Below are 15677 nucleotides of genomic sequence, written 5' to 3'. Positions count from 1 at the left end.
AGGCGTGCCCGCCTGCCGGTCAGGGAGGAGGTCGCGGGGTCAGAAATCGTTCCACTCGGCCTCGATCGCCGCGTTAGCCTGCGCAAGATAGCGCCTTGCGGGCGGAGGCGGCGCAGGCTCTGCCGGTGCGGTATCGCCATCGAGCCGGAAGACCTCGACGATCCTGTCGAGCTCGAGCGCCTGGCCCTCGGTCTGCTCGACCGCTGCGTTGGTCTGTTCGACGAGCGCCGCGTTGTGCTGGGTCATCTCGTCGAGCTGGCGCACCGCGACGTTGATCTCGGCGATCGCCGCCGATTGCTCCGCGCTCGATCGCGCGATGCCCTCGATCAGCTCCGAACTCTGCTCGGTGCCCTTGAGGATTTCGGCGAGCCGGGTGGCGGCCTGTTCAACCAGCCGCCTGCCGCCCGCAACCTCCGCCCCGCTCGCCTCGATCAGCGCCTTGACTTCCGCCGAAGCATCCGCTGCCGACTGCGCCAGCCGCCGGACCTCGATGGCGACCACCGCGAATCCCTTGCCCGCTTCCCCGGCCCGCGCCGCTTCCACCGAGGCGTTGAGCGCCAGAAGGTTGGTCTGGAACGCGATATCGTCGATCATGCCGATGATGTTGGAGATCTTGGCCGAGGACGCCGAAATCTGCTGCATGGCCTCGTTGGCCTGGCTCATCACCGCACCGCCCTCGCGCGCCGAACCGGAGAGCATCCGCGCGTTTTCCGCCGCATTGCGCGCATCGTCGGAACTCGCGACCACCGCCCCCGAAAGCTGCTCCATCGAAGCCGAGGTTTCCTCGATCGTTGCCGCTTGCCGCGTCGTGCGCTCGGACAGATCGTTGGCCCCCGAGAGCAGTTCGCTCGTTGCGGTCTTGACCGTATGCGAAGTGTCCTTGAGCCGCGAGACGATGCCGACCAGCTTTTCGAGCGTGAGGTTATAGGCCTGCCGCAACTGCTCGTAGCGCCCGGTGAAGGTTTCCTCGACCCGGCCCGAAAGATCGCCACCCGCCATGCGTTCAAGGCTTGCCGTCAGGTGCTCGATGATCGCCTCGGCGCGCTTGCGCTCGGTGATATCGGTGGCGAATTTGACGACCTTTACCGGCCGGCCCTGGGGATCGAGGATCGGGTTGTAGCTGGCCTGTATCCAGACCTCCTTTCCGCCTTTCCCGACGCGCCGGAACTCCCCGGCCACGAACTCGCCGCGCCGCAACTCGCCCCAGAACTGTTCATAGGCTTTGCTTGCGGCATAGTCGGAATCGCAGAACATCGCGTGGTGCCGTCCCTTGATCTCATCCAATCCATAGCCCAGCGTATCAAGGAAATTCTCGTTGGCGTCGAGTACCTCGCCCTCGAGCGAGAACGAGATCACCGCCTGCACCCGCCCGATGGCGGCGATCTGCGCGGCGTGATCGGCGGCACGCAGTTTCTGGGCGGTGATGTCGGTGGCGAATTTTATGACCGCCACCGGCTTGCCCGCCTTGTCGAACACCGGATTGTAGCTTGCCTGTATCCAGATTTCCCGCCCGCCCTTGGCGAACCGCCGGAACTCGTCCGCCTGGAAATCCCCCGCCGCAAGGCTTTGCCAGAACCGTCTATAGGCCTCACTCTGCCCATATTCGGGATCGACGAATATCCGATGGTGCTGGCCCACGATCTCATCGAGCCGGTAACCCATCACGTTGAGGAAATTTTCATTGGCATCGACGATCAGACCGTCGACTGTTAACTCGATCACCGCCTGTGAACGGTCGATGGCATCGACCTTCGCCAATGCGTCCGAACACGCACCCCTGCCGCCGCCTCGTCTGAACATATCCAGCCCCTCGGTCTGAAATCCCGTATGCAGTCACGATAAGCGTCCCTGCCCGATAATCTGAACACAGGGAATTAAAACTGTATTTACGCAAGCGCTCGGTGTTTTTACGCACGGTGACAGACAAATGAAAAAGACCGCCCTCAAGAAGAGCGGTCTTTCTTTATTTATTGCCGGCTTGTCCCAATCAGGTGCCGGGCTGGGGCTCCATACCGGCATCGGGCTCACCCGCATCGCCGGACTTCTTCTTGACCAGCTTGCCCGCCTTGGGCACGCCGGTCCCCTTGGGAGTGGAGTCGATATCGGTATCGCGCACCGGTTGCTTGCCATTCATCAGCCCGCGCAGTTCGTCGCCCGTCAGGGTCTCGAATTCGAGCAGCGCCTGCGCAATCGCCTCGAACTGGTCGATATTCTCGCGAATGAGGGTGCGGGCGGTCATTTCGCCCTCCTCGACGAGCGTGCGCACTTCCTCATCGATCAGCTTGGCCGTTTCGTCCGACATGTGCTGGGACTGGGTCACCGAATGACCGAGGAAGACTTCCTGGTCGTTCGATTTGTAGCGCACGCGGCCGAGCCTTTCGCTCATACCCCATTCCATGACCATGGCCCGCGCCAGATTGGTGGCCATCTGGATGTCGCCCGAGGCGCCCGAGGTCACCTTTTCGGCGCCGAACTTGTAGATCTCCGCCTCGCGCCCCCCAAAGGCCATGGCCAGTTGCGCCACCGCCTTTTCCCGGCTGAACGAATAGGTGTCCTTTTCAGGCAGGGACATCACCATGCCCAACGCGCGCCCGCGCGGAATGATCGTCGCCTTGTGGATCGGATCGAGCACCTTGTTGAACTTGAGGCTGATCAGGGCGTGACCGGCTTCGTGATAGGCGGTGAGCTTCTTTTCGTCGTCGGTCATCGCCATGGTGCGCCGCTCGGCGCCCATCATGATCTTGTCCTTGGCGTCCTCGAATTCGGCGTGCGTGACGAACCGCTTGTTGCGCCGCGCGGCCATCAGGGCCGCCTCGTTGACGAGGTTCATGAGGTCCGCGCCCGAAAAACCGGGCGTACCGCGCGCTAGAACCTTCAGATCGACGTCTGGCGCCAGCGGCACCTTGCGCACGTGGACCTTGAGGATACGCTCGCGCCCGCCCACGTCGGGGTTCGGCACGACGACCTGACGGTCGAAACGGCCCGGACGCAGAAGTGCAGGATCGAGAACGTCGGGACGGTTGGTCGCGGCGATCAGGATAATGCCTTCATTGGCCTCGAACCCATCCATCTCGACCAGCAACTGGTTGAGCGTCTGTTCGCGCTCGTCATTGCCCCCGCCGAGCCCGGCGCCACGCTGGCGGCCCACGGCGTCGATCTCGTCGATGAAGATGATGCACGGCGCGTTCTTCTTGGCCTGCTCGAACATGTCGCGCACGCGGCTCGCGCCCACGCCCACGAACATCTCGACGAAGTCCGACCCCGAAATGGTAAAGAACGGCACATTGGCCTCGCCGGCCACCGAACGGGCCAGCAAGGTCTTGCCGGTGCCCGGAGGGCCCACCAACAGCACACCGCGCGGAATGCGCCCGCCAAGGCGCTGGAACTTGCCCGGATCGCGCAGGAATTCGACGATTTCCTCGAGGTCCTGCTTGGCTTCCTCGACGCCCGCCACATCCTCGAACGTCACCTTTCCGCTCGACTCGGTCAAAAGCTTGGCGCGCGACTTGCCAAAGCCCATCGCCCCGCCGCGCCCGCCGCCCTGCATCTGGCGGATAAAGAAGAACCACACCGCGATCAGGACGAGGAAAGGCAACCAGCTCGACAGCAGGATCGACCAGAAGGGCGAACCTTCCGGCATGCGGGCGGTGATGTTGACGCCGCGGTCCTCGAGCCGGGAAATGATATCCGCGCCTTGCGGGATCGTCACCTCGAAGCGGGTGCCGTCGCTGAGCCTTCCATTGACGATATTGTCAGTAATGACGACGTCGGCGACGCGGCCATTTTCAATGTCGCTGACAAACTGGCTGTAAGTGCGCTCGGTTGCGGCGATGGTCCGGGTGGACGACTGGAAGACCTGGAACAGGCCCATCAGCATCATCAAGACCACCAGCCAGATAGCGAAGTTGCGAAAATTTCCGTTCATCATTCCTGTCCAGCAGAGGCGGAGGTGCGCGCGAAATGCACGAGGCGCGCGGGTTGGTCACGAATGTAAGCCCGCCATTCCGTCGATACAAGGGCAAGCCTTGGGTGCGGTGCGGGTTTACCGCAGTTTCCGCCCGTCAGGTTAACGCAACATGGTTCACCTTGATCCGCGCATCGAAAAGGCGCGCGCCCAGCGCCAGCACCTCGCCATCCTCGGTGCTGACCAGCGGTGCCGTGCGCAGAGCGGCAACCGGCACATCCGGCGCTTCTCCGGTGAGGGCGACGAACCGCTCGCGCGTCAGGGCCAAAGCAGGCGCGATAGTCAACGCAACCGGGGACTCAACAGAGAAGCGCCCATCCCAAACCGTAACGTCTCCCGCCCGCGCATGCACTCTCGGCAGCCCCTTGCGCCCCGCCTCGCGATAGACCAGAACCCACATCGAACCGGGCGCGACAACCGCCCCCATCAGCGTTACCGGGGCTGTAACTTCATCCCTTGAGATCTGGCGATAAAGCGTTTCCACAGCCAAAAGATCGCCCTGCTGCCTGGCTCCCGCATGCCGCAGCGCGCGCCACAGAATGCGCAGCCCCGCTTCCTCCTGAACCCCGCCAAAAACATTGGCGGCGATATGAATCACACCGAAATCATCGACGCTGACCTCGGCGCGCCAGAGATCGGCAGCAACCTCTTCGGCCAGCGCGTCAAGCCGCTGCATGCGTTGGGCGAACCGGGCGAGCCGTTCCGATGTCAGGCCCGCCGCATCGAGCGTGGGCCACATGGCCCGCCAGCGGGCCCGTTCGTAACCGGGATCGGCATTGGTCGGATCGATCGCTGCATCGAGCCCATGGGCGGCAACGATCGCGGCGAGCTTGTCCTTGGGCACTCCAAGCAGGGGCCGGAAAACCTTTACCCCCTCGACATCGGCGAAGGCGCGCATCGCGCCCAGCCCGCCCGCGCCGCTCCCATGGGCGAGCCGCATCAGCACCGTCTCGGCCTGATCGTCAAGGTGATGGGCGGTGACCAGCACCTCCGCGCCATCAGCCCGCATCGCCTCGCCGATCAGCCGGTAGCGTGCTGCGCGCGCGGCGGCGGGAAGACCGGCTTGGGGTTTATCGCCCTTCCAACGCAGCACCCGTACTACAAATCCCTCTTCGACCGCGATCCGCCGCACCATCTCGGCTTCCGCCGCCGATTCCGGCCGCAGCCCGTGATCGAGTGTATAAACCACCGCCTCCGGGGCGGCGGCGGTTTCGCGCCACGCGGAAAACAGAACCAGCAATGCAAGTGAATCGGGCCCGCCCGAAACGGCGAGCCCGATTTTTTTTCGCTCCGCGACCGGCGCAAGCAGCGCTGCCGGGTCGAGCCCGGCCAGTCTGTCGCTCCTGCCGCTCAGCACCCCGCGCGGGCCTGTTCGGCGGCCACCCTGTCCTTGAACGCCTGGGTGGAATCGGGATAGCGTCGCAGCACTTCGCTATAGGTCCGGCAGGCGGTATCGAATTCTCCCGTCCCGTGCAGCGCCACACCGAGTTTCAGAAGAATATCGGGCGCCCGCGACGAGGTGGGATAGCTCTCGAACCCGGTGAGCAGCATGGCCGCCGCCTCGTCATAGGCGCCGCGCTGGATCATCGCATCGCCAAGCCAATAGGTGGCGTCGGGGGCTTGCGGATGATCGGGAAACAGCGCCACGAACTGGCTGAACTGGTCCTCGGCAAAGGCATATTCACCCCGCACGATGGCATCGTAGCCCGCCTGATACTGGGCGTTGGCGTCCCCGTCATTGAGCGGAACCGCGTTGGGGTCGAAGTCGAGATTGAGCGGCTGGGAGGGCGGGGTCGAACCCAGTTCGCCCTCGGGCGGCCCGAGGACGACGCCGTCCTCACCGAACACCTCGCTGGCGAACAACCCCTCGCCGTCCGGCGGTGTGTCGCCATAAAGGTCCTCATCGCCCATGAGCACGCTGCCGTCGATTTCGACCGGCACATTGGAAAGATCGTCGGGAAGCTGGGGGTCCTGCGGTAACCGTTCGGCTGGCATCGCGCCGCCGGATGGGGTTACCGCATCAGATTCCCCCGAGGCACCGCCTTCCAGTTGCTGAAAGCGGAACTCGTTGTCCTCCTGCATGCGCTCGATCAGCGTTTGCAGTTGGGTCATCTGGAACTGCAGGCCCTCGATCTGGCCCGAATAGACCCGCACCTGCTCATCGAGCTGGTCGAGCCGCACCTGCATCGCGGCAAGGTCGTTCCCCTGCCCCTGTCCCGAAACGGTCATCGCGACCGTCAAAAGTCCGGCGACACCGGCAACGGCCAAGACCTGCCGCCCCCGTGTCGCCAGACGCGAAACCAAATTCGTCACGAAAACCTCTCCTTTTCACCCGCCGGACGTACTTTTGTACTGCTCTACCCGATTAAAGCATTATTCTGGCAAAAAAGAAGCGCCGGAACCAGATACGCGGTCCCGGCGCTATGCCTCCAGTACGGGGTGTTCTCTGGCCCGTCAGTTTGTCAGGACTGTGACCGCCCGGCGGTTCTGGCTCCAGCACGAAATATCGTTACAGATCGCCACCGGACGCTCCTTGCCGTAGGACACCGAGGATATCCGGTTGGCCGGAATGCCGCGCGACACGAGATAGTTGACGACCGCCGAACCGCGGCGCGCGCCAAGCGCGATATTGTATTCGCGGGTGCCGCGCTCGTCGGCATGGCCTTCGATCACGATACGGTATTGCGGATATTGCGCAAGCCACTGGGACTGCTTGTCGAGGGTGGCCTGTGCATCGGCGGTCAGGATCGATGAATCGGTCTCAAAGAACACCCGGTCGCCGACCGACACCAGGAATTCCTGCTGGCTGCCCGGAGGGCCTCCGCCCTCACCCGGCCCGAGATTGCCGACGCCGGTCGATGGCGTGCGCGCGCAGGCAGCGACGATGACGAGCAGCGCCACCATGAGAAAGCCTTTGCCAAGGCGATAGAGGGGCATGGTCGAACCCATAGCGAAATAGCTCCAGATCGGATCAATTGTGGTTAGCGCTTTTACACCCCGTTATCTTAATTGCGGGTGTGCCAGCTTGGTTAATTCCCGCTTAATCGGGCGCAAATGCGGCGCAGAGCGTAGAGAACCGGCGTCCCGATCCGGGACATGGACAACTGTTGCATTTGTGCAAACGGAGATATCGCATACCCCCTCTTCCCCTTCCGGCAGAGCTATCGTACGCGATTGCGCGTGTGGCTTCACACCTCCCCGGCCCTCCCCATCAAGGGGAGGGTGTTTCTTTTGCTTGGCCGTCTCCATACGCTCAAGGCCAGCACCCCCCCTTGTGGGGGAGGTTGGGAGGGGGGATTCGGCGAAGCCGAACCTTATCTTGCGACCGGAAGCGGGTAACTACGTCAGCAAAGGCGACCACGCCGGATCGGACGCGAACCCCTCCGTCGCCACCCGGCGCTCGTTGCGTCCCCAGATGTCGATAGAATAAAGCGCCGGGCCGTCATTGCCGCCTGGATCGCGGAAGAACATCAAGACGCGGCCGTTGGGGGCCCAGGTCGGACCTTCGGCATGATAGGACGTGGCCAGTATCCGCTCGCCCCCGCCATCGGGCCGCATCGTGCCGATTGAGAACTGGCCGCCGGACTGGCGCGTAAAGGCAATCAGATCGCCCTTGGGCGACCACACGGGGGTGGAATAGGAGCCATCGCCATAGGAGATGCGTTCCGCCCCGCCGCCATTGGCGCTCATCACGTAAATTTGCGGGCGCCCGCCACGGTCGGACTCGAAAACGATGCGCTGCCCGTCCGGTGAATAGGACGGGGAGGTGTCGATCGCCGAGCCGTTTGTGAGGACGACCGGCTGGCCGCCGCCCAGATCGAGAGCATAGAGATTGGTCGTCGCCCCTTGCGTCACCGAAAAGGCCAGGCGCCGTCCGTCGGGCGAAAAGCGCGGGGCAAAGCTCATCTGCCCGAACCGCCCGATCGACTGGTGCTGGCCGGTGGCAAGGTTGAGCACGAAGATGCCCGAGCTGTTCGGCCCGTCGAACGCCATATAGGCGATGTTCTGCCCGTTGGGCGAAAGCCTGGGGGTGATGACCGAAAGCCGGCCATCGGTCAGGTACTGGTTGTTGAACCCGTCCTGATCCATGATCGCGAGGCGCTTGACGCGGTTGGCCTTGGGCCCGCTCTCGGCCACATAGACGATGCGGGTGTCGAAATAGCCCGTCTCCCCGGTCAGCCCGGTATAGATCGCATCCGAGGCCATATGCGCGATGCGCCGCCAGGAATTGGCGTCGGTGCCATAGGCCTTGCCGGTCACCTGCGCGCCCGCCGTCGTATCCCAGAGCCGCAGGCTCGACTGGATCTGCGCGCCGCGATTGACGTCGCCCATCACGACCGCATCGGCACCCGTACCGCGCCAGGAGGCAAATTCGGGGGTCGCGCTGGCGCTGCCCACGCGCTGGGGATAGCCCGCCGGATCGATCACGCGGAACAGCCCCGAATTGGTGAGGTTGTTGCGCACGACCTGGGCGACTTCGGCCCCGAACGCGGCATCACTGGACGAAAAGTCGGGAACGGCGATCGGCAGCGGCGTGAAATTGCCGCCTGTCACGGTAATGCGCAATTGCGCGAGCACCGGGCTCGCGGCCAGCATTGCCGCGCCGGACAACCCAAGCCTCAAAGCCGACCTGCGGGTCAAAAGCGTCATGTTTCTTCATCTCCATCGCTTGCCGGACCCTGTCCGGCAGACCTCTCCAGAAACCCAATTCCGGAGAGGCCGAATTCGTTGCGCATTCCCCTACACGTCAATCGTGTCGGAAAATCGATAAGGCCCCAGCCCCTAAAGGTCGCGCGGATCGAACGTTACGTCCACCTGCCGCCACTCTTCATATTTGTCCGCCGGGAGCATGGTGTAGGGCCCGCACTGCTGCACCGCGCGCTGGGCCGCCAGCGCGGTCGAACGCACCAGATCGTCGGTGATCGCAGAAAGAATCTGCGGCTGGCCGGTCACCGCGCCGTTGGGGCCGAGCGAAACCAGCAGCCTTACGGTCAGCCCGTCGGTGCTCATCGCCGCCATGGGCGGGTTCCAGCACCGGCGCATGGCGGCTGCCAGCGCGTCCTGCTCCGATTGCGTCAGCCGCGAGGCCTGCCCCGTGGGACGGCCGAGCGCCTGCTCGCCGCCCTCACCGGTCGTCGCGCCGCGTGATGTTTCGTTGTTGATGATGTCGGCCACCCGGTCCGCGATGTCGGAGGGCAGCGGCTGACGGGCCTGCTCCTGCTGCCGACGCTGCTCTTCCTCGCGACGTTGCTCTTCCTGACGGCGCGCGAACTCGGCGCGCGCCTGCTCGACCGAAGCCGTAACGCGCGGCGGGCTGGGCGGCACGATCTGCGGTTCGGGCTCTGGCTCAGGCTCGGTTTCCACGACCGCCGGGGTTTCGACGGGCTCCGGCTCGGGCATGGGCTCGGGTTCCGGTTCCGGCGCGGGCGCCGGGGCAGGTTCGGGTTCTGGCTCGGGCCGGGGCGTGGGGGTTGGCGGCGGCGTCGGTTCGGGCAGAGGCTCGGGCTCTGGCACCTCGACCGGCTCGGGTTCAGGCTCGGGCGCGGTCTGGATGGTGGGCGCCGGGGTTTCCACATCGGTGATTTCGGGCGTGGGCTGGTCGGTTTCGGTATTGCCGGTCCGCTGGGCCAGTTCGGCTGGTTCTTCCGAATCCACCGCCGATGGCGCCTCGCTTTCGACCACGTCGCTATCGAGCGTTCCCACCCGGATCGAGGAGAATTCCTCGATTGGGATAAGATCGATGGCAATGGAATCCACCATATTGGGCGCAAGCTCGCGGCTGCCCGTGAGGTTCATCAACCCCAGGGCGATCAATGCCGTGTGGGCGAGCACCGATACGGTGGTTCCCAACTTCATGGCGTTACTGTCCTGCCGGAAGCGCGGGAGCCTGTTCCGTTATCAACCCGATCCGCGCATATCCCGCGCCCGAAAGCGTGCCCATCACCTGCATCACCGCGCCGTAATTGGCCGTGGCATCGCCCCGCACATAGATGCGGTCCTCGGTACTTTCCGCGCGGTCGGCAACCGCCTGCACAAGCCCTTCGAGCGCGACAGCCTCGTCATCGATGAACACCGCACCATCGGGCGTCACCGAAATGGTGATCGGGGTGCGTGGGGTTTCCATCTCGCGCGCCTGGGTCTGGGGCAGATCGATGGCGACCCCCACGGTCATCATGGGCGCTGCGACCATGAAGACGATCAGCAGCACCAGCACCACGTCGACGAACGGGGTAACGTTGATCTCGCTCATCAACCGGGCGCGCGAGCCGCGCCTGCGGCGTCCGCCGCCCCGGCTGGACCCTTGCACGCCCATCGCCATTACTTGCGGCTCCGCGCTTCGAGCTGGCGGCCGAGGATCGCCGCGAACTCATCGGCGAACCCTTCCAGCCGCCCGGTCAACTTATTGGCGTCGCCCGAAAGCTTGTTGTAGGCGATAACGGCGGGGATGGCCGCAACAAGGCCGATGGCGGTCGCAAACAGCGCCTCGGCGATCGGCCCGGCGACCACGCCAAGACTGGCGCTCTGGGCCGACGCAATGGACGAAAAGGCATTCATGATGCCCCATACCGTACCAAAAAGGCCGATGAATGGCGCCGCCGCCCCGACCGTTGCAAGAAAGGGCAGCCGCTTTTCAAGGTCCTCGCTTTCGCGCGCGATGGCGACGTCGAGCACTTTGTCGAGCCGCGCCTGCACCCCGATATAGGAGGCCGCGTTCTGCTCGTGACTGCGCTTCCATTCCTTCATCGCCGCAACAAAGATCGCGGCCAGTCCCGATGCCGGGCGCTGGGACAGCGTCTGGTAAAGCTCCTCGAGCGACTGGCCCGACCAGAAGGTCTTCTCGAACTGGTTCATGTCGCGGCGCACGCGGGTGAACATCATCGATTTGTCGATGATGATGGCCCAGCACCAGATCGAGGCCGCGAGCAGCCCCAGCATCACGAGCTTGACCACGATGTCGGCCATCAAGAACAGGCCGAGCGGTGAGAAGTCCGTGTGGGCCGCCGCGTTCCCCACTGCTTCCATAGCTTCCATTGAACCTTAACCTTTTGGGGCGCGCGGGATGCCGCGCCTGCCAGCTGCCGATGCGATGCGGGTCAAATTTGTCAAAATTAGGAGACAAATGCCCGCGATCCGGGCGCAAGACGTACGCCACCCGCCCGTGCCATATTTATGGTCAATGAAAGGTTAAGAACCGCTCAACAGCGCGCGAAGCTCTTGGGGCAATCGCACCGGGCGGCCCTTGTCGTTCATCAGCACCGCCACGACCCGTGCATGGGTCACGATCTCGTTGCCGCGCCGTATCGTCTGCTCGAGGATGAACCGCGCAGCCGTTGCCTCCGCCATCCGCGTCCCGACCTCGAGCAGATCGTCGATATGAGCCGCCTTGTCGTAGGAAATCGTCATCTCGCGCACCGCGAACGCCAGCCCGGCCTTCGCCATTTCCGCATGGTGGATACCGTGCGCCCGCAGATATTCCGTCCGCGCCCGCTCGAAGAATTTCAAATACGCCGCATGATAGACATTGCCCGAAAAATCCGTGTCCTCGAAATAGACCCGCACCGGGAACCGGTGCTCGCCGTCCTTGCCGATCTCTCCACCGAACACGCTCAACTCTCATCCTCGCCGTCCTCGAACAGGGTGGCCTGCAACCCGGCAAAACCCTGCGGCACGGCATAACCCATATGCTGGAACGAGAGCGCAGTCATCATCCGCCCGCGCGGCGTGCGCTGGATGAAGCCTTGCTGGATGAGATAGGGCTCGACGATCTCCTCGATGGCATCGCGCGGCTCTGAAAGCGCGGCGGAAATCGTCTCGATCCCCACCGGGCCGCCGCCGTAAAATTCCACGATGGTCTTCAAATAGCGCCGATCGAGCTGGTCGAGCCCCCTGGCGTCCACATCGAGCCGCAGCAGCGCCCGGTCGGCGACCACCCGGTCGATGGCCTTTGCCCCCTCGACCAGCGCGAAATCGGTCACCCGCCGCAACAGTCGCCCCGCGATGCGCGGCGTGCCGCGCGAGCGCCGCGCCACTTCCATCGCGCCGTCCGATGTCATCTCCATGCCCATCAGCCGCGCCCCGCGCTCGACGATCTTGACCAGTTCCTCGGGCGTATAGAAATTCAATCGCACCGGAATGCCGAAGCGGTCGCGTAAGGGTGTCGTCAGCAGCCCCGCCCGCGTCGTTGCGCCCACCAGCGTGAACTTGGCCAGATCGATCCTAACCGAACGCGCCGCCGGCCCTTCCCCGATGATGAGATCGAGCTGGAAATCCTCCATGGCGGGATAAAGGATTTCCTCGACCGCCGGGTTGAGCCGGTGGATCTCGTCGATGAACAGCACGTCGCGCTCTTCGAGATTGGTCAGGAGCGCGGCAAGGTCCCCCGCCTTGGCGATCACCGGCCCCGAGGTTGCCCGGAACCCCACGCCCAGCTCGCGCGAAATGATCTGCGCGAGCGTCGTCTTGCCCAGTCCCGGCGGACCCACGAACAGCACATGATCGAGCGCCGCCTTGCGCTGTTTGGCGGCCTCGATGAAAACCTGAAGATTGGCCCGCGCCGCTTCCTGCCCGATGAACTCGGAAAAACCCGAGGGGCGCAGGGAAACATCGAGACTGTCGTCACGGCCTGCCGTGGCGTCGGTGATGTCGGTCATATCGCTTTCTCGCCAAAGGCGGATACCGCTGATATTGCAAGCCCGCCCAATATGACGGCGACCAGCCCAAGGGTGCACGCCATGCCGGCCCGAGGCTTATCGATCATGTTGAAAGCTCCCGCAATCCCAGCCGGATCAGCTTTTCCGTCGCCGTGTCCTCGCCTTCCCTGGCGATCACCCGCGCCACCGCGCCTGATGCTTGCGCCTGCCCGTAACCCAGATTGACCAGCGCTGAAACCGCATCGGAAGCGTTGCTTCCGGCAACGCCTTCCCCCAAGGCCGTCTGTAGCCCAAGAACCCCGGCATCCACCGCGCCCAGCGCAGGCACCTTGCCCTTGAGTTCGGAAACGAGCCGCTGGGCGAGTTTGGGGCCCACCCCCGGCGCGCGCCCGACCATGGCCTTGTCCTGCAAGGCGATCGCTGAGGAGAGTTCGGATGGCGAGAGCGTCGACAATATGCCCAGCGCCACCTTTGCCCCCACCCCCTGCACGGTCATCAGCAGCCTGAACCAGCTTTTTTCCGCCTCGCTCGCAAAGCCGTAAAGCCGGATCATGTCCTCGCGCACGATCATCTCGATAAAGACAATGGCGGCTTCCCCGACGCGCGGCAGCGCCTGCAAGGTCCGGCCCGAGCAATACGCCTCATAGCAGACCCCGTTGACATCGATCAGGGCGAGATCGTCCCCGATGGTCTCCACCACTCCCTTGAGCTTCCCGATCATGCGCTTTTCGCCAGCTTTCTGTGCTGCCGGTGATGGGCATGGCAGACGGCGATGGCCAGCGCATCCGCCGCGTCGGAGGATTTGAAATTGGCCGCCGGCATCAATGTCCTGACCATCAATTCGATCTGTGCCTTTTCCGCGTGCCCCGTACCCACCACGGATTTTTTGACGAGGTTGGCCGAATATTCGCCCACCGGCAGGCCCATCGAAGCGGGCGTCATCACCGCGATGCCGCGCGCCTGCCCGAGCAGCAGCGTCGAGCGCGCCCCGGCGTTGACGAAGGTCTCCTCCACCGCCGCCTCGTGCGGATGGTGTTCGGCGATCAGCCGCATCAGCCCCTCGTGGAGATGAACGAGCCGCAGCGCCAGCGCCTGATCGACCTGCGGCGTCAGCACCCCGCAGGCGATGAACCGCAGCCGGTTGCCCTCGCTTTCGATGATCCCCCAGCCCGTCCGCCGCAACCCTGGGTCGATGCCGATGATTCGCACGCTTTCCACCATAGCCAATTGATACGCGAGTGCGCGCACCCTACCAAGCGCAAAGTGAACAAATGCGAAACATCCACATCTCTCGACATGCCGGACAGCACACGGAAACAATATTTCAGCACCACAGGTCATGAGAGGCTGTGGAACGGGGGCATTTTCCTTTTTGGGGCAACATCTCGTTCATGAATTTGCCCCTAGTGTCCCCCCGGACGCGGGATTTGGAACATGAACATGCAGCGCAAGCCTCGGCTGAACCGGCGCGATTGGGCGCGTATTGCCCTTCAGACCCTTGGAATCACGATGATCGCCGTTTCGGTTTCGCTACTGGGCGCGCACCTCATCCTGTCGACCTTTTCGGCCGGCCTCAATCTGACCGGCATCTTCGCCACCATCGCCTTGCCGATCGTGCTCGGCGGCCCGACGACGCTCGGCTTTGCCATCCAGAACGCAAGGCTGCGCGAGGCCTATCGCCGGCTCGAAGCCGCCGCCGCGCGCGACAGCCTCACGGCCTGCCTCAACCACGGGGCGTTCATCGCCCAGGCCAATGAATTCCTCAACGGCACGCCCCACGGGCAAATCCGGGGTGCCCTGCTTGTCGTCGATGCCGACTATTTCAAGAGCGTCAACGACCGCTATGGCCACCACATCGGCGACGCCGCCCTGCGCCAGATCGCGGCCCGCATCCAGGGCGCGGTGCGTCAGTGCGATCTCGTCGGACGGCTGGGCGGCGAGGAATTCGGCGTCTTCCTCCCCGGCGCCACGCAGGCCATCGCGGAATCCATCGCCGAAACCATCCGCCGCACGGTCCAGACCATCGAGTTCGAGGTCGAGGGCAACCGCTTCTCGCTCTCGGTTAGCGTCGGCGGCGCGGTATTTGAAAGCCCGGTGGATTATGGCGAGTTGTTCCGCAGCGCGGACAAGAAGCTCTACAAGGTCAAGAACTCGGGCCGCAACAATGTCGCCCTGATGCACCTGCCCGTCCCCGGCCTTGACGATTCCCTGCTGCTCAAGGCCGGATAGCAATAGGGCGCCCAGCGGGCGCCCTCGAAAATCTCTCCTGGAAACCGGGCCTGCCAGCCGCTTACACCGAGAGCCTGGCCATGTCCTCGTCGCTCATCTCGAAATTGGCGTAGACGTTCTGGACGTCATCGTCATCCTCGAGATTGCCGATCAGCCGCATGAGGCTCGCGCCCTTTTCGGCGTCGACTTCGGTGGAAGTCTGGGGCTTGAAGACCGGCTTGACACTTTCAGCTTCCCCCAGAGCGGCTTCGAGCGCCGTGCTGACCTCTCCGATATCCTCGAAGACACAATAGATGATGTGGCCGTCATCGGAGCTTTCGACATCCTCGGCCCCCGCCTCGATCGCCGCCTCCATCACCTTGTCGGCATCGCCCACGCTGGCCGGATAGACGATCTCGCCCACCCGGTCGAACATGAAGGAGACCGAATTGGTTTCACCGAGCGCCCCGCCCGCCTTGGAAAAGATCGCGCGCACATTGGATGCCGTACGGTTGCGGTTGTCGGTCAGCGCTTCCACGATCACCGCGACCCCGCCGGGGCCATAGCCCTCATAGCGCACTTCATCGTAGTTCTCGCCCTCTCCGCCCGCGGCCTTCTTGATGGCGCGGTCGATATTGTCCTTGGGCATGGACTGGGCCTTGGCGTTGTTGATCGCCAGCCGCAGGCGCGGGTTCATCGCCGGATCGGGCAGGCCCGCCTTGGCCGCGACGGTAATCTCGCGCGCCAGCTTTGAAAAGATCTTGGAGCGCACCGCGTCCTGACGGCCCTTGCGATGCATGATGTTCTTGAACTGTGAATGACCGGCCATGTGCGGACAATTCCCTGACTAGACG

General features: G+C 63.9%; 15 protein-coding genes. 1 reads left to right on the top strand and 14 read right to left on the bottom strand.

The genetic code is table 11. The features are described 5' to 3' along the window. Window positions 1–39: 39 nt before the first annotated feature. The 13 genes from DQG18_RS13440 to ruvC form a co-directional block, all read right to left on the bottom strand. Window positions 40–1800: a methyl-accepting chemotaxis protein gene (locus tag DQG18_RS13440; protein ID WP_116654757.1), complete on the bottom strand. Its 1761-nt coding sequence runs from the start codon at window positions 1798–1800 to the stop codon at window positions 40–42. A 187-nt stretch (window positions 1801–1987) separates the two neighbouring features. Continuing rightward, a complete protein-coding gene (gene ftsH / locus DQG18_RS13435; RefSeq protein WP_116654810.1) occupies window positions 1988–3925 on the bottom strand; it encodes an ATP-dependent zinc metalloprotease FtsH in 1938 nt (645 codons plus the stop codon). A gap of 136 nt (window positions 3926–4061) precedes the next feature. After that, on the bottom strand, window positions 4062–5321 hold the full coding sequence (tilS, locus tag DQG18_RS13430) for a tRNA lysidine(34) synthetase TilS (protein ID WP_116654756.1): 1260 nt from the start codon (window positions 5319–5321) through the stop codon (window positions 4062–4064). After that, a complete protein-coding gene (gene ybgF, locus DQG18_RS13425; RefSeq protein WP_157970162.1) occupies window positions 5315–6277 on the bottom strand; it encodes a tol-pal system protein YbgF in 963 nt (320 codons plus the stop codon). Before ybgF ends, tilS begins: the two co-directional genes overlap by 7 nt. Window positions 6278–6418: 141 nt before the next feature. Continuing rightward, window positions 6419–6913 (bottom strand): peptidoglycan-associated lipoprotein Pal, encoded by a 495-nt coding sequence (pal, locus tag DQG18_RS13420; RefSeq protein ID WP_198669771.1) that lies wholly within the window; start codon window positions 6911–6913, stop codon window positions 6419–6421. A 390-nt stretch (window positions 6914–7303) separates the two neighbouring features. Continuing rightward, window positions 7304–8614, bottom strand: a complete 1311-nt coding sequence (gene tolB / locus DQG18_RS13415) for a Tol-Pal system beta propeller repeat protein TolB (protein WP_116654754.1) — start codon at window positions 8612–8614, stop codon at window positions 7304–7306. A 132-nt stretch (window positions 8615–8746) separates the two neighbouring features. Continuing rightward, window positions 8747–9820: a cell envelope integrity TolA family protein gene (locus DQG18_RS16185; RefSeq protein WP_157970161.1), complete on the bottom strand. Its 1074-nt coding sequence runs from the start codon at window positions 9818–9820 to the stop codon at window positions 8747–8749. 4 nt (window positions 9821–9824) lie between these two features. Beyond that, window positions 9825–10283 carry a protein TolR gene (gene tolR / locus DQG18_RS13405; RefSeq protein WP_116654753.1) on the bottom strand — a complete coding sequence of 153 codons (459 nt, stop codon included), beginning with the start codon at window positions 10281–10283 and terminating at the stop codon, window positions 9825–9827. Continuing rightward, window positions 10283–10987 (bottom strand): protein TolQ, encoded by a 705-nt coding sequence (tolQ, locus tag DQG18_RS13400; protein WP_116654752.1) that lies wholly within the window; start codon window positions 10985–10987, stop codon window positions 10283–10285. The genes tolR and tolQ overlap by 1 nt, the downstream gene beginning before the upstream one ends. A gap of 162 nt (window positions 10988–11149) precedes the next feature. Beyond that, a complete protein-coding gene (gene ybgC, locus DQG18_RS13395) occupies window positions 11150–11569 on the bottom strand; it encodes a tol-pal system-associated acyl-CoA thioesterase (protein WP_342771504.1) in 420 nt (139 codons plus the stop codon). Between the two features lie 2 nt (window positions 11570–11571). After that, window positions 11572–12615 (bottom strand): Holliday junction branch migration DNA helicase RuvB, encoded by a 1044-nt coding sequence (gene ruvB / locus DQG18_RS13390; protein WP_116654750.1) that lies wholly within the window; start codon window positions 12613–12615, stop codon window positions 11572–11574. Between the two features lie 103 nt (window positions 12616–12718). Then, the gene (ruvA, locus tag DQG18_RS13385) at window positions 12719–13336 is read right to left on the bottom strand and encodes a Holliday junction branch migration protein RuvA (protein WP_116654749.1); all 618 of its coding nucleotides are present in this window, start codon (window positions 13334–13336) and stop codon (window positions 12719–12721) included. Beyond that, window positions 13333–13836: a crossover junction endodeoxyribonuclease RuvC gene (gene ruvC, locus DQG18_RS13380; RefSeq protein WP_116654748.1), complete on the bottom strand. Its 504-nt coding sequence runs from the start codon at window positions 13834–13836 to the stop codon at window positions 13333–13335. The genes ruvA and ruvC overlap by 4 nt, the downstream gene beginning before the upstream one ends. Window positions 13837–14055: 219 nt before the next feature. Here ruvC and DQG18_RS13375 point away from each other — a divergent pair, with 219 nt between their 5' ends. After that, window positions 14056–14844, top strand: coding sequence for a GGDEF domain-containing protein (locus tag DQG18_RS13375; protein ID WP_157970160.1), 789 nt, complete (start codon window positions 14056–14058; stop codon window positions 14842–14844). A gap of 61 nt (window positions 14845–14905) precedes the next feature. Here the strand turns inward: DQG18_RS13375 and DQG18_RS13370 are convergent, their stop codons facing one another. Continuing rightward, window positions 14906–15652 (bottom strand): YebC/PmpR family DNA-binding transcriptional regulator, encoded by a 747-nt coding sequence (locus tag DQG18_RS13370; RefSeq protein ID WP_116654746.1) that lies wholly within the window; start codon window positions 15650–15652, stop codon window positions 14906–14908. Window positions 15653–15677 lie beyond the last annotated feature (25 nt).

Source organism: Pelagibacterium sediminicola (genome assembly GCF_003390885.1).
GTDB classification, from domain to species: Bacteria; Pseudomonadota; Alphaproteobacteria; order Rhizobiales; family Devosiaceae; genus Pelagibacterium; species Pelagibacterium sediminicola.
Note: the sequence above shows the minus strand (reverse complement) of the source record. Positions and strands in the feature narration are given on the sequence as shown.